Origin of the sequence: Aeromonas sp. Y318-1 (genome assembly GCF_027706125.1) — a bacterium.
GTDB classification, from domain to species: Bacteria; Pseudomonadota; Gammaproteobacteria; order Enterobacterales; family Aeromonadaceae; genus Aeromonas; species Aeromonas hydrophila.
This window is the reverse complement of sequence record NZ_JAPDCM010000010.1, coordinates 159,712-177,623: the sequence shown is the minus strand read 5'-3', so window position 1 is coordinate 177,623 and position 17,912 is coordinate 159,712. Positions and strand designations below refer to the sequence as shown.

Here is a 17,912-nt window from a genome sequence, read left to right as displayed (position 1 = left end):
ATGACTTTTTTTACCGATAAGCAAACCAATCTCTCCCGCCGCAACCTGCTCAAGGGGCTGGGCGCCTGCGCCGCCCTGCCGCTGCTGGCCGGCGTCTTCCCGAAGAGCGCGCTGGCCCAGGCCATCAGCACGGCGCTTGAACAGTTCCCGACCCTGGTGCCGGCCCAGAAAGGCATCCTGACCGGCGCCCACTGGGGGGCTTTCGAGGCCATCGTTGAAGATGGCCGCATGGTGCGGGTCCAGCCGGTGGCCGATGATCCGGCCCCCAACGATCTCATCGACATGGCGCCGTTCCAGGTCCACGCCAAGAACCGCATCAAGTACCCCATGGTGCGCAAGAGCTGGCTGGAACAGGGCCCGGGCGCCAAGCCCGAACTACGCGGTGCCGACGAGTGGGTACGGGTGAGCTGGGAGAAGGCCATCGCCCTGGTGGCCGGCGAGATAGGCAGGGTGCAGCGCGACTTCGGCCCGCAGGCGATCCACGCCGGTTCCTACGGCTGGAAGAGCGTCGGCATGTTCCACAACAGCCGCACTCTGCTGCACCGCCTGATGAACCTGGCGGGCGGCTTCACCGGCTATGCCGGCGACTACTCCGCCGGCGCCGCCCAGGTGATCATGTCCCACGTGATGGGCTCCATCGAGGTGTATGAGCAGCAGACCGCCTGGCCCAACGTCATCGAGCACGCCGAACTGGTGGTGCTGTGGGGGGTCAACGCCCAGGTCACCCTGAAGAACAGCTGGAACATGCCGGATCACGAGGGTCAGGCCGGCTTCAAGGCGCTCAAGGAGAAGGGTACCCGCATCATCAGCATCGACCCGGTCTACAACGAAACCGCCAAGCTGGCCGGGGCCGAGTGGATTGCGCCGAACGCCTACACCGACGTGGCCATGATGCTGGGGGTAGCCCACACCCTCTACAGCGAGCAGAAGCACGATCAGGCCTTCCTCGACCGCTACACCACCGGCTTCGACAAGTTCCTCGCCTATCTGCTCGGCCAGGAAGACGGCCAGCCGAAGAGCGCCGAGTGGGCGAGCACCATCTGCGGCGTCGATGCCAAGGTGATCCGCCAGCTGGCCCTCGACATGGCATCCAAGCGCACCATGATCATGGCGGGCTGGGGCATGCAGCGGCAGCAGCACGGTGAGCAGCCCAACTGGATGCTGGTCACCCTGGCCGCCATGCTGGGCCAGATCGGCCTGCCGGGCGGCGGTTACGGCTTCAGCTACCACTACTCTTCCGGTGGTAGCCCCACCGCCAAGGGCGGCATCCTGGCGGGCATCTCCGCCGGCAATGCGCCGAAGAACGGACCGGCGCCGATCCCGGTGGCCCGCATCGCCGACTGTCTGGCCAACCCCGGCAAGACCATCGACTTCAACGGCCGCAAGGTGACCTACCCGGACATCAAGCTGGTCTACGTGGCGGGCGGCAACCCCTTCCACCACCACCAGGACACCAACAACCTGGTCAAGGCCTGGCGCAAGCCGCAGACCGTGATCGTGCACGAGCCCTACTGGACCGCCACCGCCAAGCACGCCGACATCGTCCTGCCGGCCACCACCAGCTACGAGCGCAACGATCTGGAGATGGGCGGCGACTACTCCCAGCGCTACGTCTTCCCGATGCACCAGTGCGTGCCGCCCCAGTTCGAGGCGCGCAACGACTTCGACATCTTCCGCGACGTGGCCGCCAAGCTGGGCCTGCAGGAGCAGTACACCGAAGGCAAGGACGAGATGCTGTGGCTCAAGCAGATGTATGACGGCATGGCCGCCCAGGCCCGTGGCGCCCGGGTGGCGCTGCCGCCGTTCAACATGTTCTGGGAGTCCAACAACTACATCCGCTTCCCGGTGCCCGAGGCGAACCGCCAGTGGATCCGTCACGCCGATTTTCGCGAGAACCCGCTGCTCAACCCGCTCGGCACCCCGTCCGGCAAGATCGAGATCTTCTCCAGCACGGTGGCCAGCATGGGTTATGCCGACTGCGCCGGCCATCCCAAGTGGTATGAGCCCAAGGAGTGGATCAAGAGCAAAGAGGCGACCCACTATCCGCTGTCGCTCAACACCTCCCACCCGACCCAGCGGCTGCACTCCCAGCTCGACAACACCCCGCTGCGGGACAAGTTCGCCGTCGCCGATCGCGAGGCGATCCTGATCCACCCGGACGACGCCAAGGCACGCGGCATTCAGGATGGCGATCTGGTGCGGGCCTTCAACGACCGCGGCCAGATCCTGGTGGGGGCCCTGCTCTCGACCGACATCCGCCCGGGGGTGGTGCGGGTGTGCGAAGGGGCCTGGTTCGATCCGGCCAAACCGGGCGAGGCGGGGAGCCTGTGCAAGAACGGCAACGTCAACTGCCTCACCTTCGACGAGGGCACCTCCAGCCTGGCGCAGGGCAACTGCGGTCACATGGCCCAGCTGCAGATCGAGAAGTACCAGGGCCCGGCCCCGGTCAACACCGCCCACGCGGTGCCGGCCAACGCCTGAGCAGAGGACTGAGCAACAAAAACGGCGCCATCAAGGCGCCGTTTTCTTATCGCGGTTTGTGGTGTGACTCAGAAGTCACCTTCAACCATCTACTCTTCCGCATACTCCACCCGTTTTGCAGCAAGAGCACGGAAAAGGTGGCTTAGAAGTCCCCTTCCACCATGTACTCTTCCGCACACTCCACCAGCTGGGGCCAGAGTTCTTCCGGCACCCAGGCATCCGGGTCATCTTCATCCCCGTCGTACTGGCTCCAGAAATAGCGGCGCAGGCCGGAGGCGAAGTCATCGCTCAGCTCGGCCAGCTCGGAGAGCGGCCCCAGCCAGGCGATGCGACGCAGGCCGGAGGCGAGATCGTTGATGGCGTCCATCAGGCCGCGATCGTCGAAGCTCTGCTCCACCAGCAGGGTGAAGCGCTCGCGCGCCCGCTCGGTCTGATCCTCATCCAGCTCGCCCACGTCGGCCAGCAGGTCGACGAAATCTTCCAGCAGGAAGGCAATCAGGCTGTCGCGATCCTCAAACCACTGGATCTGGGCCCCCTTGGTGCCCAGCACGGAGGCATCGAACGAATCGTCGAGGTGACACAGTGCCCATGGATCATCGGTCATGGTTCTCTTCCTCAGGCTAAAACAGGTGCCATATCTTATGCCTAGCTCTCTACTCTTGCCACCTTGGGCAACGAGAGAGAAGCCGCCAGCCCGCCGAGTTCGGCGCGCCCCATGATGAGGCTGCCGCGATAGGCTTCCGCCAGATCGGAGACGATGTTGAGACCCAGACCCGAACCAGGCACCTTCTCGTCGAGCCGCACCCCGCGCAGCACCGCCTTGGCGATCTGATCCTCGCTCATGCCGGGACCGTCATCCTCGATGCGCAGGGTGATCCAGCCCCCCAGCTCGGCGCTGGAGATGCGCAGCCGGCCGGCCGACCACTTGAAGGCGTTCTCCAGCAGGTTGCCCACCATCTCGTCGAAGTCCTGCTCCTCCACCCCGACCGCCAGGGTGGCCGGCACCTGCAGGTCCACTTCCCGGCCCGGATAGAGGCGGGAGAAGGCGCGGCAGATGTATTCCACCCGCGCCCGCACCGGGGTCGACACCCCGAGGATCTTGGCGGCGCCGGTCACCCGCGCCTTGCCGAGGTGGTAATCGATGTGGCGCTGGATCTGATCGAGCTGCTCGCCGAGAGCGGCCTGATCTTCCGGCGGCAGCTGAGCCACCTGGTTGCGCATGATGCTGAGCGGCGTCTTGAGGGCGTGGGCCAGGTTGCCAGTGTGAGAGCGGGCCCGCTGCAGCAGCTCGCCATAGTGGTGCAGCAGCCGGTTGATGTCTTCCACCAGCGGCTGGATCTCCAACGGATAGCGCAGCCGGAACCCCTCCTGATGGCCCTGATGGACCCGGCTCAATTCGCGGCGCAACAGGTGCAGCGGCCGCAAGCCGTAGACGATCTGGAACATGAAGCCGAGCACCAGCCCGGTCGCGGCAAAGCCGAGGCCGAGGAACAGGCTGATGCGGGTCTTCTTCAGGGTCTGGGTCAGGGCGCTGCTGTCCTTGGCCATCACCAGGGTGAACACCCGATCCGAACCGGGCAGCAGCACGGTACGGGTCATGATCAGCAGCGGCTCCTTGTTGGGCCCCTTGCCGACGAAGAGATCCGGATCGCCGAAGGCCGACTTCAGGCCGTGCACGTCGAGGTGCACATCCCACAGGGAGCGGGAGCGGCTGACCACGCTCTCCCCCAGCTCCAGCTGCCAGTAGTAACCGGAGTAGGGCTGGCGAAAGCGGGGATCGGCCATGGGTTCGGTGACCACCGGCAAACCATCCGGCTGGATCTCGAGGCGGGAGAGCAGATCGTAGAGCTGCAGGCGCAGGCCGTCGGCCTCCGCCTCCTGCCAGTAGTTGCGCATCATGGTCTGCAGACTGAAGCCGGTGGCGAATAGGAACAGGCCGCACCAGACCATGGCGATGACCACCAGCCGCCCCCGCAGGGTACGTACCAGCCTCATTCAGCCGCTCCGGCGCACGAGGGCATCAAGTGCCAGCTCATTCGTTGATCCGGTAGCCGAGACCGCGCACCGTCTCGATGAGATCGGAGTGGGTCTTCTTGCGGATCCGGCCGATGAACACCTCTACCGTGTTGGAGTCGCGGTCGAAATCCTGGGCGTAGATGTGGTCGATCAGCTCGCTGCGCGACACCACCTTGCCCCTGTGCTGCATCAGATAGCCGAGCACCCGGAACTCGTGGGCGGTCAGCTTGATGGGGGTGCCTTCGTACCACACCTGGGATGCCGCCATGTCGAGCCGCACCCCGCCGATCTCCAGGATCGAGCTGGCGTTGCCCGCCGCCCGCCGCACCAGGGCATGGACCCGGGCCACCAGCTCGGCCACCTGGAACGGCTTGGTGAGGTAGTCGTCAGCCCCGGCGTTGAGCCCCTCGATCTTCTCGTGCAGCTGGCCACGGGCGGTCAGCACCAGTACCGGGGTGTCGATCCCCTTGCTGCGCCACTCTTTGAGCACGCTCAGGCCGTCGCGGCCCGGCAGACCGAGATCCAGAATGATGGCGTCGTAGGGCTCGGTCTCGCCGAGAAAGCCGGCCTCGTTGCCATCGTGGCAGAGGTCGGTCACGAAACCGGACAGGCGCAGCTGTTCCGCCAGCTGGCCCGCCAGGGTCTTCTCATCTTCAACTATCAGAATTCGCATAAATTGGGTATCCAAAGCAGGGTTGTGCCGGTACCGGCGGCAGTTGGAGAAGGAGCCGAATGGCGGCGCGTTCGCGGACTCACTCCATCACTCCTCTTCCGGGGGCGGACGCGGTTCGAACAGCCGCTCCAGATGATGGCCCTTGAGCCACACCATCTCCAGGTTGTCGGCCCGATAGCCCACCTTGATGACGCTGTTCTCGCTGTCGATCAGCTTGAGTTCGTACAGCCAGATGCCGTCCTCCTCCCCCAGATCGACCCGCAGCACCCGTACCGGCAGGCGGGAAGCCACCTCCATCACCTCATGAAAGGGGCGCACCCGTCCCTCGCTGACAGCCTGCTGCAGCAAGGCCTCGTTCGGCGTGGCCGCCTGTGCCAGTGCCGGCAGCAGCAACCCAAGCAGAGACAGGGCTCTATTCATGGATGATTCATCTCCCAAAACCTAACATAATGCCGTTTATAGTCTGCCAGCCATGAATCCGGAATGAATATGATCCGACGCAGTTTCCTGCTGATCCTTTGCCTCTTCTCCACCCTCGGCTGGGCGGCCGAGAGCCGTCTCGACATGGCCGGGCTGGTCAAACTGCTGGTGGCCCAAGGGTATCACGACATTCGGGAAGTGGAGCTGGAAGGGGACAAATTCGAGGTGGAAACTCTGGATGCCCAGGGGCAGCGGGTACGACTCCTGGTGGACGCCCATACGGGTGACATCAAAAAAGAGGCCGACTAGGCCTCTTTTTTATGGCGGGTTGCCGGGGCGGCGCACTGCCGGCCTCATGCCTCCCTCAGTTTCTGCGGCCGAAGCCGGCGCCAGGGGCGCAGCAGCTTGTCGCGACGTGGCACCAGCAGGGCGCAGGCCAGCAGCAGATAGATGAGCGGCTCCTGCCAGCCGCTCTTGAGCGACCACCAGTAGTGCACCGGTACCAGCAGGGCCACCGCGTAGATCCAGTTGTGCAGCTGCTGCCAGGCCGGCCCCATGCGCCGCAGCAGGGCCGGGATCGAGGTAAGGCTGAGCGCCAGCAGCAACAGCAGCGCCACCATCCCCACCACTATGTAGCTGCGCTTGACCAGCTCGCCGCCAATCAGCCCCCAGTCAAACTGCAGATCCAGCCCCAGCCAGACCATGAAATGCAGACCGGCCCAAGCGGCGCACCAGAGTCCGAGCGGGCGGCGCAGCTTGATGAGCTGTCCCTGCCGCCAGCGTTTGGCCAGCGGCGACACCAGCAGGGTGAGCAGCAGCAGGTTGAGCGCCCCCTTGCCCAGATAGTGGGTCAGCCCCTGTACCGGATCCCCTCCCAGCAGGCCGCCGGGCACGGCCACCAGCAGCCAGAGCAGAAACCCCAGCGAGGCGAGGTGTACCAGCGCCCGCAGCAGGGTGATGTGACGCGCCGTCAGTCGCAGAGTCATGGTGTCAGCTCCTCTCGTCTCAATACCATTTGCGCAGATCCATGCCCTGATAGAGGGACGCCACCTCATCGGCATAGCCATTGAATGGCAGGGTCGGCTGGCGCTTGGCCCCGAAGATGCCCCCCTCGCCGATGAAGCGCTCGCTGGCCTGACTCCAGCGCGGGTGATCCACCGCCGGATTGACGTTGGCGTAGAAGCCATATTCGTTGGGAGCCAGCAGGTTCCAGGTGGTGGGCGGCATCTCCTCCACCAGCCGGATGGATACGATGCTCTTGATGCTCTTGAAGCCGTACTTCCAGGGCACCACCAGCCGGATCGGCGCACCGTTCTGGGCCGGCAGCGCCTTGCCATAGAGCCCCATCGCCAGGAAGGAGAGCGGGTGCATCGCCTCGTCGATGCGCAGCCCCTCGACATAGGGGTAGTCGATGCCGCCACCGAGGGAACGCGACGCCTGTCCCGGCAGCTGTTCCGGATCATAGAGAGTCTCGAACGCCACGAACTTGGCGCGACTGGTGGGCTCGGCCCGGCGGATCAGATCCGCCAGCGCGATGCCGCTCCAGGGCAGCACCATGGACCAGGCCTCCACGCAGCGCAGCCGGTAGATGCGCTCCTCCAGCGTGCTCTTGTTGATGAGATCCCACACGTCCAGGGTAAACGGCTTGGCCACCTCCCCTTCCACCTTCAGGGTCCAGGGCTCCGGCTTGAGGTAGTGGCCGTTGCGGGCCGGATCCCCCTTGTCGGTGCCGAGCTCGTAGAAGTTGTTGTGGGTGGTGGCCTTCTCCTCCGGCGTGAGGATCAGCCCCTCCGGCCGGGCGGCGGCGTGGATGTTGAGCGCCCGAGTGGCGACCGGCGCCGGCTTGTCGCCAGAGAAGAGATCGAGCACCCCGGCCTGGGTCGGAAACGCCAGGGTGGCGGCGCCGAGCCCCAGCCCTTTCAGGATCAGGCGGCGATCCTGATAGACGGCTTCCGGCGTGACGTCCTGTTCGGTGAGGTGGTGGGCAGAGCGGCGCTTGAGCAACATGGAAAAACTCCCGGGGCGATGAGGGTAACAATCATAAGACCCGCCCCGGCCGAGTTTTATTTCACGGAAAATTACATGAATTGATAGAGGGGCAGTGCCTTGGCCATGGTTCCGACCAAAAACAGCACTACGAACACCAGCAGGGGAACGATCACATTTGGCACCATCAGACTCACTCCATGAGCAGGACAGGGCCTCTAACTATGGAGCAGGGACCAGCGCCTCACCATGAAATATTTTCGCGAGCGCAAGCGTATTCCTGAGTTGAAATGAGTGATGCAGATCACACACAATCCCGCCCCTGCTTGCCGCCCCTCTTGCGCGGGGTAGGCTCCCTTTTTTCCGAATTTCACTACTGAAGAGTCACGCCATGAGCCCATTGATCGCCATCGCCATCACGACCGGGATCCTCTCCGCCGTCTGGGGCTGGGTCGCCGTTACCCTCGGCCTCATCTCCTGGGTCGGCTTCCTCGGCTGCACCAGCTATTTTGCCTCCAGCGGCGGCTACAAGGCGCTGCTGCAGACCCTGCTGTGCAATGCCAGCGGCATGCTGTGGGCCCTGCTGCTGATTCATGGTGACGCCTGGTGGGGCGCCGGCGTGGCGGGCTACCTGATGACCGGGGTGGTGGCCACCCTGATGTGCGTGCAGGCCAAGCAGCAGTGGCTCGGCTACATTCCCGGCACCTTCGCCGGTTGCTGCGCCACCTTCGGCGCGGCGGGAGAGTGGCGACTGATCCTGCCGTCACTGGTGATTGGTGCGCTGTTCGGCTACCTGATGAAGGCGAGCGGCCTCTGGCTCTCCCACAAAACCCAGGCCACCGCTGGCGTCACCGATCCGGCCTGATCCTGGCGATGTGACCGATCCGGTCTGAAACAAGAGGGGCGGTCCGTCACCGACGGGCCGCCCCTCTGTCATTTATCCCTTCTATCCCTTCGACTTGAAGTTCGCGGCTTCGATGCCGTGCCGATTCAACAGCTTGTAGAAGTCGGTGCGGTTTCTGCCCGCCATGTTGGCCGCCAGGGTCACATTGCCTTCGGTGGTGCGCAGCAGCCGGATCAGATACTCCTTCTCGAACTCGGCCCGTGCCTCGTTGAACGAAGGGATGCCACCACTGCCGCCGCTCAGCGCCGACTCCACCATGGCGGCGCCGATCACCGGGCTGCAGCAGAGGCTGGCCAGCTGCTCCACCACGCTGCAGAGCTGGCGCACGTTGCCGGGCCAACCCGCCGCCGCCAGCAGGGCCAGCGCCTCCGGCGAGAAGCCGAGGGCGGCGCAGTCGCCGTGGCGGCTGCGATAATCATCCAGCGCCTGCCTGGCCAGCAGCGGAATGTCTTCGCTGCGGGCGCTGAGGGGGGGCAAGGTGATGTTGGCCACGTTGAGCCGATAGAAGAGATCTTCCCGAAAGCGCCCCTCCTCCATCGCCGCCACCAGATCCTGATGGCTGGAGCTGATGACCCGCACCTCGGGCGTGCCCTGGCCGTACTCCTGCAGCACCTGCAGCAGCTTGGCCTGCAGCGATTCCGACAGGTCCCCTATCTCGTCGAGAAACAGGGTCGCTCCCTTGGCCTGTTCAAACAGGCCGGACTGGCCATCCTCGCCGAACAACTGCAGATCCAGCACCGCCCACGGCAGCGCGGCACAGTTGATGACGTGCAGCGGCTTGTCACGCCGGCTGCTGGCCTGGTGCAGCGCCTGGGTCATGACGCCCTTGCCGGAACCGGAAGGGCCCATGATCAGCACGGGCACCTCCATGGCGGCGATGCTGCCAGCCTGGATCAGCAACTGCTCCATCTGCGGGTTGCGGGTCAGGATCAGCGACTGCCAATCCTGTCGCTGCTTTGGGCGCGTCAGGCTCAACGCGTGCTCTATGGTGGCGAACAGCTCATCCTTGTCGATGGGCTTGGTGAGAAAGCTGAACACCCCGGAGCGGGTTGCCTGGATGGCATCGGGAATGGTGCCGTGGGCGGTCATGATGATGACCGGCAGCCCCAGCCACTGGGACTGGATCCGCTCGAACAATGCCAGCCCGTCCATGCCGGCCATGCGCAGATCGCTCAGCACCAGATCGGCCCGTTGCTGGCGCAGCCGATCCAGCGCCCCTTCGGCACTGTCGGCGGTATCCACCTCATAGCCCTGGCTGCGCAGGCGCATGCTCATCAGCTTGAGCAGGCTGGCATCGTCATCGACCAGCAGGATGCGACTCATTTCAGCGCCTCGCCATTGCCGTTCAGCTTGCGCTGATTGAGTTGATCATCGATGGCGGAGAGTTGCTCGATCTGGCGGCGCAGACGCTGCACCTCCTGACTCTGATCGTCGCGCCGGCTGTCGCGGGCCAGCAGCTCCTCGCCGAGGGCTATCCAGCTGCGCAGGAAAGCCTGAGCATCCAGCCCCAACTCCGGCAGCAGGCTCTTGAGCTTGTCCAGACCAGCCCGCCGGCTGGCCACCGACTCGGACGGGTGGGTGTTGACCATGGCCAGGCTGACCCGGCTCTCGATATCGGTCGCACCCTTGAGGCGCTGGCGCTCCTGGGCCCGCTGCTGGGCATGGCTGGCCAGCAGCCAGTCCGAGTATTGCAGGCGCACCTGCATCTCCTTGTTGGCAAACTCCATCCGTTTGGCGAGGGCGAGATCCGGCGACGCCGCCGGGTCACGCGCTGGCAGCAGGGAACAGCCTGTGAGCAGGCTCATCATCAATACCGGAACAACACAATGTTTCATCTTGGGCTTCACTTCAACGTCAACCGGAAACAGACATCCGCCTGTTCATCTTCAACCAATACCAACTCGCCGCCAAGGCTCATCGCCGATTCCCGGGCGATGGAGAGCCCCATTCCGGAGCCTTTCAGCAGCCCCTGGCGCACAATACTGCCCTGCTCGAAGGGCTCGAAGATCCGTTCCCGCTCGGCCAGCGGAATCGCGGGCCCTTCGTTGGCCACCTCCAGCCAGCTGCCGTTGCCATCCTGCCCGGCGCGGATCCAGATCTGCCCGCCGCTGGCGCCGTAGCTGACCGCATTGGAGAACAGATTATCGAGGATCAGCCGCAGGCGATATGGCTCGGCCTGCAGGGTGATCGGATCGGTCGGCAAGTGTACACTGATTTGTTTGGATTCCAGCGCCAGCCGGTACTCTGCAGACAATTCTGACAGCAGGGGCGCCAGCGCCACCGGGGTCAGGGTGAACACCTCCTGCTGGCTGAGCCGGTTGAAGTCGAGCAGTCGTTCGATCAGGGTCTGCAGCCGGCGGCTGTTCTCCTCCAGCATCTGGCAGATCTCCTGCTGATCCGGAGTGAGCGGCCCTACAAGCTGCTCGGAGAGCAGATCCGCCCCTTCCCGCAGCACCGCCAGCGGGGTCTTCAGCTCGTGGGAAACATGGCGCAGGAACTGGTATTTCTGCTGCTCCAGTTCCTTCAATTTATCGTGCAACCAGACGATCCGCTCCCCCAGCAATACCAGTTCGGCCGGCCCGTCCACCGGGCGTTTGTCCGGTTCCACACCGGCACCCAGACTCAAGATCCGCGACTCAATCTGACGCACCGGGTGGATGATCAGATAGGTAAACAGCAGCACCAGCAGCAGGCTGAGCACCGCCACGAAACCGCTGACCCACCAGATCTCCGTCATCAAGGCGGCGATGGTCGCCCGCACCCGGCTGACATGCTCATCTACCTGGCTGCGAGTGATAATCTCAAGCTGCTGATTAACCTGATTAAATTCATCAAATTTGGGGCTGTTTGACTCGGCCTTGGCGCGGGCGAGATCCTGCAGGCTGTCGAGCCAGGCGAGCGCCTGCTCGAGACCCGTGTAAGCCTCGGCATCCGGGATGGAGCTCTGGTGAGCGGCGAGCAGGCTGCGATAACTCGCCAGCTGCTGCTGATAACTGGCCAGGATGCGCTCATCCCCCAGCACCGCATAGCGACGAAGAGTACGTTCAAGATCAATGGCTTGGGTGGTCAGCAGCGTCGCTCGACGGGTGTCGCGCACCGCCCGTTCCAGCTCGTCGCTGGTCAACTGGCTGAGGTGTTCGAGGGACTGGCTGTCGTGCCAGATCATGCCGCCCAGAGGCATCAACACCAGAACGAACCCCATCAATACCACTTGTAGCAGGGAGCGTGGGCGTACCTTGGTCATCTTGGACTATCTCAATTCAGCAGGGGTGGGTCAGCATATCTGCACTCCCCCAAAAAGCAAAACCGGCCAGGGGGCCGGTTCATGCTGCAGCTTGGGCATCACGCCAGACCGACGGATGCCACACAGATAATCAGGATCATGGCCAACGCACCAGATGCGGTCAGCAGTGCCCATTTCAGTTCCACGCTCATGCAAACCTCCTTTCTTGCCAAGATGATAGAGCCTGATCACAACAGACAAACCGATGTTAATGCATAGTTAACCCGATAACCGTGAGCTGTGTATGAATTTCAGATGAGCCCCATCCAAGGACCGGTGACATGTTCTATCTGTGTAGCATTGGATCGAATCTTGATCCCCATCAGCACGTCAGTCAGGCGGTCGGCGAGCTGCTCGTTCACTTTGGCCGCCTGCAGCTGAGCTCGGTGATCCAGACCAAGCCGGTCGGGATGCACTCCAGCCATGATTTCCTCAACTGCCTGTTCGTCGCCGAGAGCGAGCTGGCACCGCACCAGCTCAAGGCACACTTCGTCGCCATGGAGCTGGCCCACGGCCGGGATCGCAGCGATCCGCGCTGCAAGGTGCTGGACCGGCCGCTGGACATCGACATCCTGGCCAGCAGCCAGAGCGATGACTTCTCCACCGCCCGGGTCGATGCCTATCTCGACGAGCTGCTGGCGGAGCTCTATGGCCGTGGCCAGGTGCATGATCGCAAGGTGACCCTGCCGCTGCACACCCGCTTGATGGCGGGCAAGGTGATCGAGGAGCGCCAGGTCGGCCTCGCCCCCATCGCCCTGCAGCAGGAGATGGCCACCCCCGCCGCGCTCCTGCGCTGACCCCTAGATGACGGCCAGACTGCGGCCACCATCCACCCGGATGCTGGCCCCGGTCATGTAGTCGTTCTGCATCAACAGCTGAACCGCCTGCCAGATGGGCTCCAGCCCCCCTTCCCGCGCCAGCGGCGTCTTCGCCAGCACCTGCTGGCGCCACGCATCGCCATGTTCGTCGAGAAACAGAATGGGGCCCGGCTCTATGGTGTTGACCCGCACGGCCGGCGCCAGCTCGCGAGCAAAGCTCATGGCCAGAGAGTGGGCCCCCGCCTTGGTGGCCACATAGCTGGCAAACTGGGGTGCCGGCGCATGGATGTAGATGTCGGTGATGTGGATGATGCCGGCATTGGCGTTGCGCGCCAGCTGGGGCGCCAGCGCCCGGTTGAGCTGGAAGGGAGCCGCCATGTGCACCCGGTAGAACTGATCAAACTGGGCCAGCTGTGCCGCTGGATCCGCCGCCTGCGGCTCAAACGCCGAGGCGTTGTGGATCACCAGCGCCAGATCCTGATGGACCGCCAGCGCCTCGATCAGCTTGCCGACCTCCTCCTCGCGCGCGAAATCCGCCTGCACCAGCTCGACCCCCAGCGCCCGCAGTCGCGCCAGCTCGGGTCGTTCGCTGCGATAGCTGCCCGTCACCTGCCAACCCGCCGCCACCAGCTGTTCGCACAGATAGAAACCAAGCCGGCGGCCACACCCCGTCACCAATGCACGCATACCCTCTCCTTGATTGTCCGGCCGGGGGATACCTATCGATCCCCACGGCACAAGCCATTGGCCGTGGCCGCCACCCGGCGGGCATAGTGGCGCCATTGCCACCTTAACGGAGCCACTTCCATGTTACAGATCCGCGATCACATGAGCCGTTCGACCCACTCCCTCACCCCGCAGCTCGGCCTGGCCGAGGCGCTGGACCGGCTGCATGACTCAGGCCTGAGCGGCCTGCCGGTGCTGGACCCGCAGCAGCGGCTGATCGGTTTTCTCTCCGAGCAGGATTGCATCCCGAGCCTGCTCACCGGCAGCTATCACTGCGATACCCGCACCCGGGTCGAGGATCTGATGAGCCGGACACCGCTCTCGGTCAGCCCGGATGACAGCATACTGGATCTGGCCCGCCAGATGACCGAGGCCAGACCCAAGGTCTATCCAGTGCTGGAGGGGAACCGGGTAGTCGGCATCATCAGCCGCCGACAGGTCATGCAGGCTCTCAACGCCCAGATGAAGGGCTGCCTGCCCACCTAAATCTGGTAGCGCCCCTTGTCGCCGATATCGAAGTGCAGCGGCATGCGCCACTTGGCCAGGGAGAGCAAACAGAGCAGCAACCCGCACACCAGCGCCACCAGGGCGGCGGCCCAGCCGATGCCGGCCAGCTCCAGCAGCCACAACAGGGGCAGCAACAGAGGGACCGCCCTGATCCCCGGAATGGCGAAGCAGAACTGCTCCTTGAAGGCCAGCCCCGCCAGTGTGGCCAACGCCGCCCCCAGCACCAGCACATCCGGCGCCCCGCTCGCACTGAGCAGCAGGGCGCCCCAGCCCAGCCCCTGCAGCACAAAGCGAATGCGCTTGTCATAGACATGCAGGCATAACCCGCATACCCCGCTGGCCACGGCCAGCGCCACCAGCCAGCTCGCCGGCGCCAAAAAATCCTGCCCGAGCAGCAGGCTTGCCCCTCGACACAGCAGCAGCAAGGCTGCCAGACTCAAGCCAATGCGATAGAGGCAGACCGACACTCTGTCGATGCCGTCCAGCTCGCTTTCTATTTCAGGGTTTGCCATCGGCGGTCGCCTCTGTTGCAGGTAGGGGCCAATATACTTGAATTATGCCCGCGAGCGATTCCCTATTCCGTGCAGGAGATGTGGTTTGCGAAGATTCATTCTGCTCTGCCTGTTGTTCCCCCTCTGGCTGCAGGCCAAAGAGTTGATCATCGGTGGCACCCTGGAGCCGCCGCTGAAGTTTCTGGATGCACAGGGCGTTCCCCATGGTCTGGACGTGGACGTGGTCAGCACCATCTTCGGCAAGCTGCGCATTCCCATCCGCATCGAGCTGACCGACTCCGGCGCCCGGCTGACCCGCAACGCCGAAACCGGGGTGTACGATCTGGTGATGACCCACTCCTACAAGCCGGAGCGGGAGCGCTATCTGCTCTACCCACAGCAGGCCCACCTGCGCCACAGCTGGCACTTCTTCGTGCGCAAGGCCGACCTGCTGAAGATCCGCTACGACACGCTGAGCGATCTGAAACCCTGGCGCATCGGCATCACCAAGGATTTCTCCTATACCCCGGAGCTGACCGCCGCCCTCGCCGACCCGGCCTATCACTTCCAGGAGATCCCCATCAACCAGCTGCAACTGCGCAAGCTGATCGCCGGGCGTATCGACGTGGTGCCCATGCCGCTGGTCACCGCCTTTGCCCAGATCAAGGAGGAGGGGCTGGAGGGCAAGCTCGATTACCTGCCCAAGCCGCTCAAGGCCAGCCCTTACTACACCGTCTGGACCAAGGCCAAAGCCGATGCCACCACCCCGGCCCTGATGGCGGCTTACGATGCCGAACTGCTGCGCATGAAGCGCGACGGCCGGCTCAAGGCCATCTACGACCACTACGGCATCCCCTATATCGAGCCCTGATCCCGACCGTCAGGGCTGCACGTCCCACAAGATCGGGTTCTGTAATGAAATCCGGGTTTCGCATGTGAAATGGAGCTCCCGCGTCCCTCAGTCCTTAAGGCTTCACATCCCGCAAGATCGGGTTTTGCAGCGAGATTAACGTCTCGGTGGACTGGATCTCATCGATGGTCTGGATCTTGTGGATCAGTACCGTCTGCAACTCGTCGATGGAGCGGGTCATCACCTTCATGAAGATGCTGTAGTGGCCGGTGGTGTAGTAGGCCTCCACCACTTCGTCCAGCGCCTGCAGCTTGGCCAGGGCCGAGGGGTAATCCTTGGCGCTCTTCAGATTGATGCCGATGAAGCAGCAGACGTCGTAGCCCAGCTTCTTGGGGTTCACCTGCACCCGCGTACCCTCGATGATGCCCGCCTGCTTCATCTTCTCCACCCGCACATGGATGGTGCCCGGGCTGACCAGCAGTTGTTTGGCAAGCTCGGCATAGGGAATGCGCGCATTCTCCATCAGGGCGGTGAGGATGGCCTGATCGAGATTATCGATCCGATAATTTTCCGGCACTTTTTTGCACTCCCTTTGATGATTCATCATTAATTACCGGTGTATTTTGAATAAAAAAATACACAAAGCCTATTTCTATTATCGAATATTGAATTTAGTTGGCAATCTGTTGAAGAATCCTCACATCCAACGGGTTCAAGACAGGTATTCAGCATGAAACAGCACTACATTCGCAGCCAGCAACAGATCAGCTTCGTCAAAGAGATGTTCTCCCGCCAACTCGCCCAGCAACTGGGTCTGATGGAGGTGCAAGCCCCCATCCTGAGCCGGGTCGGTGATGGCACTCAAGACAACCTCTCTGGCCACGAGAATGCAGTGCAGGTCAAGGTGAAGACCCTGCCTGAGCACAGCTACGAAGTGGTGCATTCGCTGGCCAAATGGAAGCGCCAGACCCTGGGTCGCTTCGGTTTCGGCCCGGGCGAAGGCATCTACACCCACATGAAGGCGCTGCGTCCGGACGAGGATCGCCTCACCCCCATCCACTCCGTCTACGTGGATCAGTGGGACTGGGAGAAGGTGATGCCGAGCGAACGCCGCGATCTGGCCTACCTGCAGGAAACCGTGCGCGGCATCTGGGCTGCCATCAAGGCTACCGAGCGCGCGGTCTGCGCCGAGCACGAGCTGACCCCCTTCCTGCCGGCCGAGATCCAGTTTCTGCACAGCGAAGAGCTGCTGACCCGCTACCCGGATCTCGATGCCAAGGGGCGCGAGCGTGCCATCGCCAAGGAGCTGGGTGCCGTGTTCCTGATCGGTATCGGCGGTGCCCTCTCCCACGGCGAGCGCCACGACGTGCGTGCCCCGGACTACGACGACTGGAGCAGCCACAGCGAGCTGGGACTGGCCGGTCTGAACGGTGACATCCTGGTGTGGAACCCGGTGCTGCAAGACAGTTTCGAGATCTCCTCCATGGGGATCCGGGTCGACGCCGAGGCGCTGCGCCGTCAGCTCGCCATCACAGGTGACGAGGATCGCCTACAGTACGACTGGCACCAGGATCTGCTGGCCGCACGGATGCCGCAAACCATCGGCGGCGGCATCGGCCAATCCCGTCTGGCCATGTTGCTGCTGCAAAAAGAGCACATCGGCCAGGTCCAGGTCGGTGTCTGGCCGGCCGAGATGAAAGCCGCCGTGCAAGGCATGCTGTAACGAATGAAGGTCATGCTGGCGTCATCACGCTGGCATGGCAACAGGCAGGTGGCCGTCGGGGTTGAGCGAGCGCATCCCCGGCAGGCTGTAAGACGCGAGGCCAGCAGTGGCCGCGCTTCGCAATCGGGGACTTGCCCCTGCGACCCGCTCAACCCACGTCAGGTCGCTTCACTACATTCCTCCCGGCAATCTTCGGATTGCCGTTTTTTTTAGGCCGAAAAACTGTGCTCAAAACCCGCCCCGATCTGGCGCTGGCGCGGCAACCCCGCCTTTCTGCTGCCGGTGCAGTGGCAGGCAAACAACTGCTCTACCGCCTCTTCCTGCAGATAGGCACCGAGCGCCACCGCCCGCTGTGGGCCGGAAAACTTCAGGTGCAGGCCGCCGATGACGGCGTGGATCCGCTCGTCGCCACACACCTCCTTGGCCTGCGCTATGATGTTCTCGACCCCGGCGTGGCCACAACCGATAAAGACGATGAGCCCCTGCTCGCTCTTGTAGGCCAGCGCGGAGTCGTCGCTGATAAGGTCTTTCTCCACCCGCCCGCCCCGCACTATGTAGCCGAGCAGCGAAGGCGCTGCCCGGTCGCGCCGCACAATGCTGCCGAGGAACACCAGACGATCCGAGAGCCACACCGGCTCGGCCGAGCAGTGGGGGAGCAAGCCTTTGGCCGGCAGCGACTCCCGAGCCAGCTCCCCCGACAGGCGATAGAGGTTGCGCCGCCAGAAGGGGAGCGACAGGAAGTAACCCCGCTCGCAGAACACGTCCGGACAGGCGATGAGCGGGATGGGTCTTGGATAGACGGGCAGTGAGCCGACCCCGCCCACATGGTCATAATGACCGTGGGAGAGCACCACATGGGTGAGCGAGGCGAGATCGATCCCCATCACGGCGGCGTTGTGGCACAGCGCCCGGCCACGGCCGCTGTCGAACAGCACCCTGAGGCCGTCACACTCCAGCAGCAGCGCTAACCCTCGCTCGGGCAGACAGCCAGGCAGATGAACGTCGTCATCCACCAGCACGGAAAACTTCAGCAT

At 63.7% G+C, this 17,912-nt stretch carries 21 protein-coding genes; 7 read left to right on the top strand and 14 right to left on the bottom strand.

Features of this window, described 5'->3' with window-relative positions:
- Positions 1 to 2,481 (top strand): trimethylamine-N-oxide reductase TorA, encoded by a 2,481-nt coding sequence (gene torA / locus OKB87_RS16230; protein ID WP_270827997.1) that lies wholly within the window; start codon positions 1 to 3, stop codon positions 2,479 to 2,481.
- A 142-nt stretch (positions 2,482 to 2,623) separates the two neighbouring features.
- On the opposite strand, the gene OKB87_RS16225 is transcribed toward torA, so the two are convergent.
- The 4 genes from OKB87_RS16225 to OKB87_RS16210 all read right to left on the bottom strand — a co-directional run bounded on the left by OKB87_RS16225 (position 2,624) and on the right by OKB87_RS16210 (position 5,590).
- On the bottom strand, positions 2,624 to 3,085 hold the full coding sequence (locus OKB87_RS16225) for a hypothetical protein (RefSeq protein WP_010635837.1): 462 nt from the start codon (positions 3,083 to 3,085) through the stop codon (positions 2,624 to 2,626).
- 41 nt (positions 3,086 to 3,126) lie between these two features.
- A complete protein-coding gene (locus tag OKB87_RS16220) occupies positions 3,127 to 4,476 on the bottom strand; it encodes a sensor histidine kinase (protein ID WP_005306363.1) in 1,350 nt (449 codons plus the stop codon).
- A 37-nt stretch (positions 4,477 to 4,513) separates the two neighbouring features.
- Complete coding sequence (locus OKB87_RS16215) at positions 4,514 to 5,170, bottom strand: response regulator transcription factor (RefSeq protein WP_011707717.1); 657 nt, start codon at positions 5,168 to 5,170, stop codon at positions 4,514 to 4,516.
- 87 nt (positions 5,171 to 5,257) lie between these two features.
- Complete coding sequence (locus OKB87_RS16210; RefSeq protein WP_011707718.1) at positions 5,258 to 5,590, bottom strand: PepSY domain-containing protein; 333 nt, start codon at positions 5,588 to 5,590, stop codon at positions 5,258 to 5,260.
- Between the two features lie 63 nt (positions 5,591 to 5,653).
- Here OKB87_RS16210 and OKB87_RS16205 point away from each other — a divergent pair, with 63 nt between their 5' ends.
- Positions 5,654 to 5,899, top strand: coding sequence for a PepSY domain-containing protein (locus OKB87_RS16205; protein ID WP_010635834.1), 246 nt, complete (start codon positions 5,654 to 5,656; stop codon positions 5,897 to 5,899).
- A 44-nt stretch (positions 5,900 to 5,943) separates the two neighbouring features.
- Here OKB87_RS16205 and msrQ read toward each other — a convergent pair whose 3' ends face one another.
- On the bottom strand, positions 5,944 to 6,576 hold the full coding sequence (gene msrQ, locus OKB87_RS16200; protein ID WP_011707719.1) for a protein-methionine-sulfoxide reductase heme-binding subunit MsrQ: 633 nt from the start codon (positions 6,574 to 6,576) through the stop codon (positions 5,944 to 5,946).
- Between the two features lie 19 nt (positions 6,577 to 6,595).
- On the bottom strand, positions 6,596 to 7,597 hold the full coding sequence (gene msrP, locus OKB87_RS16195; RefSeq protein WP_043164186.1) for a protein-methionine-sulfoxide reductase catalytic subunit MsrP: 1,002 nt from the start codon (positions 7,595 to 7,597) through the stop codon (positions 6,596 to 6,598).
- A 370-nt stretch (positions 7,598 to 7,967) separates the two neighbouring features.
- Between msrP and OKB87_RS16190 the strand changes: the two genes are divergently transcribed.
- The gene (locus tag OKB87_RS16190) at positions 7,968 to 8,441 is read left to right on the top strand and encodes a DUF1097 domain-containing protein (protein ID WP_029304910.1); all 474 of its coding nucleotides are present in this window, start codon (positions 7,968 to 7,970) and stop codon (positions 8,439 to 8,441) included.
- A gap of 81 nt (positions 8,442 to 8,522) precedes the next feature.
- Here OKB87_RS16190 and OKB87_RS16185 read toward each other — a convergent pair whose 3' ends face one another.
- From OKB87_RS16185 to cydH, 4 genes are all read right to left on the bottom strand, one after another.
- Positions 8,523 to 9,803: a sigma 54-interacting transcriptional regulator gene (locus OKB87_RS16185; RefSeq protein WP_042064247.1), complete on the bottom strand. Its 1,281-nt coding sequence runs from the start codon at positions 9,801 to 9,803 to the stop codon at positions 8,523 to 8,525.
- Positions 9,800 to 10,315: a hypothetical protein gene (locus OKB87_RS16180; protein ID WP_270827995.1), complete on the bottom strand. Its 516-nt coding sequence runs from the start codon at positions 10,313 to 10,315 to the stop codon at positions 9,800 to 9,802. Before OKB87_RS16180 ends, OKB87_RS16185 begins: the two co-directional genes overlap by 4 nt.
- An 8-nt stretch (positions 10,316 to 10,323) precedes the next feature.
- Positions 10,324 to 11,724 carry a sensor histidine kinase gene (locus tag OKB87_RS16175; protein ID WP_011707724.1) on the bottom strand — a complete coding sequence of 467 codons (1,401 nt, stop codon included), beginning with the start codon at positions 11,722 to 11,724 and terminating at the stop codon, positions 10,324 to 10,326.
- 98 nt (positions 11,725 to 11,822) lie between these two features.
- Entirely contained in the window at positions 11,823 to 11,915 is a 93-nt protein-coding gene (cydH, locus tag OKB87_RS16170; RefSeq protein ID WP_017409791.1) for a cytochrome bd-I oxidase subunit CydH, read from the bottom strand.
- Positions 11,916 to 12,044: 129 nt separating this feature from the next.
- Here cydH and OKB87_RS16165 point away from each other — a divergent pair, with 129 nt between their 5' ends.
- Positions 12,045 to 12,560: a 2-amino-4-hydroxy-6-hydroxymethyldihydropteridine diphosphokinase gene (locus tag OKB87_RS16165; protein ID WP_011707725.1), complete on the top strand. Its 516-nt coding sequence runs from the start codon at positions 12,045 to 12,047 to the stop codon at positions 12,558 to 12,560.
- A 3-nt stretch (positions 12,561 to 12,563) separates the two neighbouring features.
- Here the strand turns inward: OKB87_RS16165 and OKB87_RS16160 are convergent, their stop codons facing one another.
- Complete coding sequence (locus OKB87_RS16160) at positions 12,564 to 13,268, bottom strand: SDR family oxidoreductase (protein ID WP_017409790.1); 705 nt, start codon at positions 13,266 to 13,268, stop codon at positions 12,564 to 12,566.
- 120 nt (positions 13,269 to 13,388) lie between these two features.
- On the opposite strand from OKB87_RS16160, the gene OKB87_RS16155 reads away from it, so the two are divergent.
- On the top strand, positions 13,389 to 13,793 hold the full coding sequence (locus OKB87_RS16155; protein WP_016352284.1) for a CBS domain-containing protein: 405 nt from the start codon (positions 13,389 to 13,391) through the stop codon (positions 13,791 to 13,793).
- Here OKB87_RS16155 and OKB87_RS16150 read toward each other — a convergent pair.
- On the bottom strand, positions 13,790 to 14,326 hold the full coding sequence (locus OKB87_RS16150; protein ID WP_270827993.1) for a DUF2301 domain-containing membrane protein: 537 nt from the start codon (positions 14,324 to 14,326) through the stop codon (positions 13,790 to 13,792). The two genes, OKB87_RS16155 and OKB87_RS16150, sit on opposite strands and share 4 nt — an antisense overlap.
- Before the next feature lie 85 nt (positions 14,327 to 14,411).
- On the opposite strand from OKB87_RS16150, the gene OKB87_RS16145 reads away from it, so the two are divergent.
- On the top strand, positions 14,412 to 15,176 hold the full coding sequence (locus OKB87_RS16145) for a substrate-binding periplasmic protein (protein ID WP_024945190.1): 765 nt from the start codon (positions 14,412 to 14,414) through the stop codon (positions 15,174 to 15,176).
- Between the two features lie 94 nt (positions 15,177 to 15,270).
- Here the strand turns inward: OKB87_RS16145 and asnC are convergent, their stop codons facing one another.
- Positions 15,271 to 15,732, bottom strand: a complete 462-nt coding sequence (gene asnC, locus OKB87_RS16140; RefSeq protein ID WP_011707730.1) for a transcriptional regulator AsnC — start codon at positions 15,730 to 15,732, stop codon at positions 15,271 to 15,273.
- Between the two features lie 153 nt (positions 15,733 to 15,885).
- Between asnC and asnA the strand changes: the two genes are divergently transcribed.
- On the top strand, positions 15,886 to 16,878 hold the full coding sequence (asnA, locus tag OKB87_RS16135; protein ID WP_016352287.1) for an aspartate--ammonia ligase: 993 nt from the start codon (positions 15,886 to 15,888) through the stop codon (positions 16,876 to 16,878).
- 209 nt (positions 16,879 to 17,087) lie between these two features.
- Here asnA and OKB87_RS16130 read toward each other — a convergent pair whose 3' ends face one another.
- Positions 17,088 to 17,912, bottom strand: a complete 825-nt coding sequence (locus OKB87_RS16130; protein ID WP_270827991.1) for an MBL fold metallo-hydrolase — start codon at positions 17,910 to 17,912, stop codon at positions 17,088 to 17,090.

Coding starts and splice junctions, on each gene's coding strand:
- asnA (WP_016352287.1), top strand. CDS start 15,886: ATGAAACAGCACTACATTCGCAGCCAGCAACAGATCAGCTTCGTCAAA.
- OKB87_RS16220 (WP_005306363.1), bottom strand. CDS start 4,476: ATGAGGCTGGTACGTACCCTGCGGGGGCGGCTGGTGGTCATCGCCATG.
- OKB87_RS16165 (WP_011707725.1), top strand. CDS start 12,045: ATGTTCTATCTGTGTAGCATTGGATCGAATCTTGATCCCCATCAGCAC.
- OKB87_RS16150 (WP_270827993.1), bottom strand. CDS start 14,326: ATGGCAAACCCTGAAATAGAAAGCGAGCTGGACGGCATCGACAGAGTG.
- OKB87_RS16185 (WP_042064247.1), bottom strand. CDS start 9,803: ATGAGTCGCATCCTGCTGGTCGATGACGATGCCAGCCTGCTCAAGCTG.
- msrP (WP_043164186.1), bottom strand. CDS start 7,597: ATGTTGCTCAAGCGCCGCTCTGCCCACCACCTCACCGAACAGGACGTC.
- torA (WP_270827997.1), top strand. CDS start 1: ATGACTTTTTTTACCGATAAGCAAACCAATCTCTCCCGCCGCAACCTG.
- OKB87_RS16205 (WP_010635834.1), top strand. CDS start 5,654: ATGAATATGATCCGACGCAGTTTCCTGCTGATCCTTTGCCTCTTCTCC.
- OKB87_RS16225 (WP_010635837.1), bottom strand. CDS start 3,085: ATGACCGATGATCCATGGGCACTGTGTCACCTCGACGATTCGTTCGAT.
- OKB87_RS16130 (WP_270827991.1), bottom strand. CDS start 17,912: ATGCTGAAGTTTTCCGTGCTGGTGGATGACGACGTTCATCTGCCTGGC.
- OKB87_RS16210 (WP_011707718.1), bottom strand. CDS start 5,590: ATGAATAGAGCCCTGTCTCTGCTTGGGTTGCTGCTGCCGGCACTGGCA.
- OKB87_RS16175 (WP_011707724.1), bottom strand. CDS start 11,724: ATGACCAAGGTACGCCCACGCTCCCTGCTACAAGTGGTATTGATGGGG.
- OKB87_RS16155 (WP_016352284.1), top strand. CDS start 13,389: ATGTTACAGATCCGCGATCACATGAGCCGTTCGACCCACTCCCTCACC.
- OKB87_RS16180 (WP_270827995.1), bottom strand. CDS start 10,315: ATGAAACATTGTGTTGTTCCGGTATTGATGATGAGCCTGCTCACAGGC.
- OKB87_RS16160 (WP_017409790.1), bottom strand. CDS start 13,268: ATGCGTGCATTGGTGACGGGGTGTGGCCGCCGGCTTGGTTTCTATCTG.
- OKB87_RS16215 (WP_011707717.1), bottom strand. CDS start 5,170: ATGCGAATTCTGATAGTTGAAGATGAGAAGACCCTGGCGGGCCAGCTG.
- OKB87_RS16190 (WP_029304910.1), top strand. CDS start 7,968: ATGAGCCCATTGATCGCCATCGCCATCACGACCGGGATCCTCTCCGCC.
- cydH (WP_017409791.1), bottom strand. CDS start 11,915: ATGAGCGTGGAACTGAAATGGGCACTGCTGACCGCATCTGGTGCGTTG.
- msrQ (WP_011707719.1), bottom strand. CDS start 6,576: ATGACTCTGCGACTGACGGCGCGTCACATCACCCTGCTGCGGGCGCTG.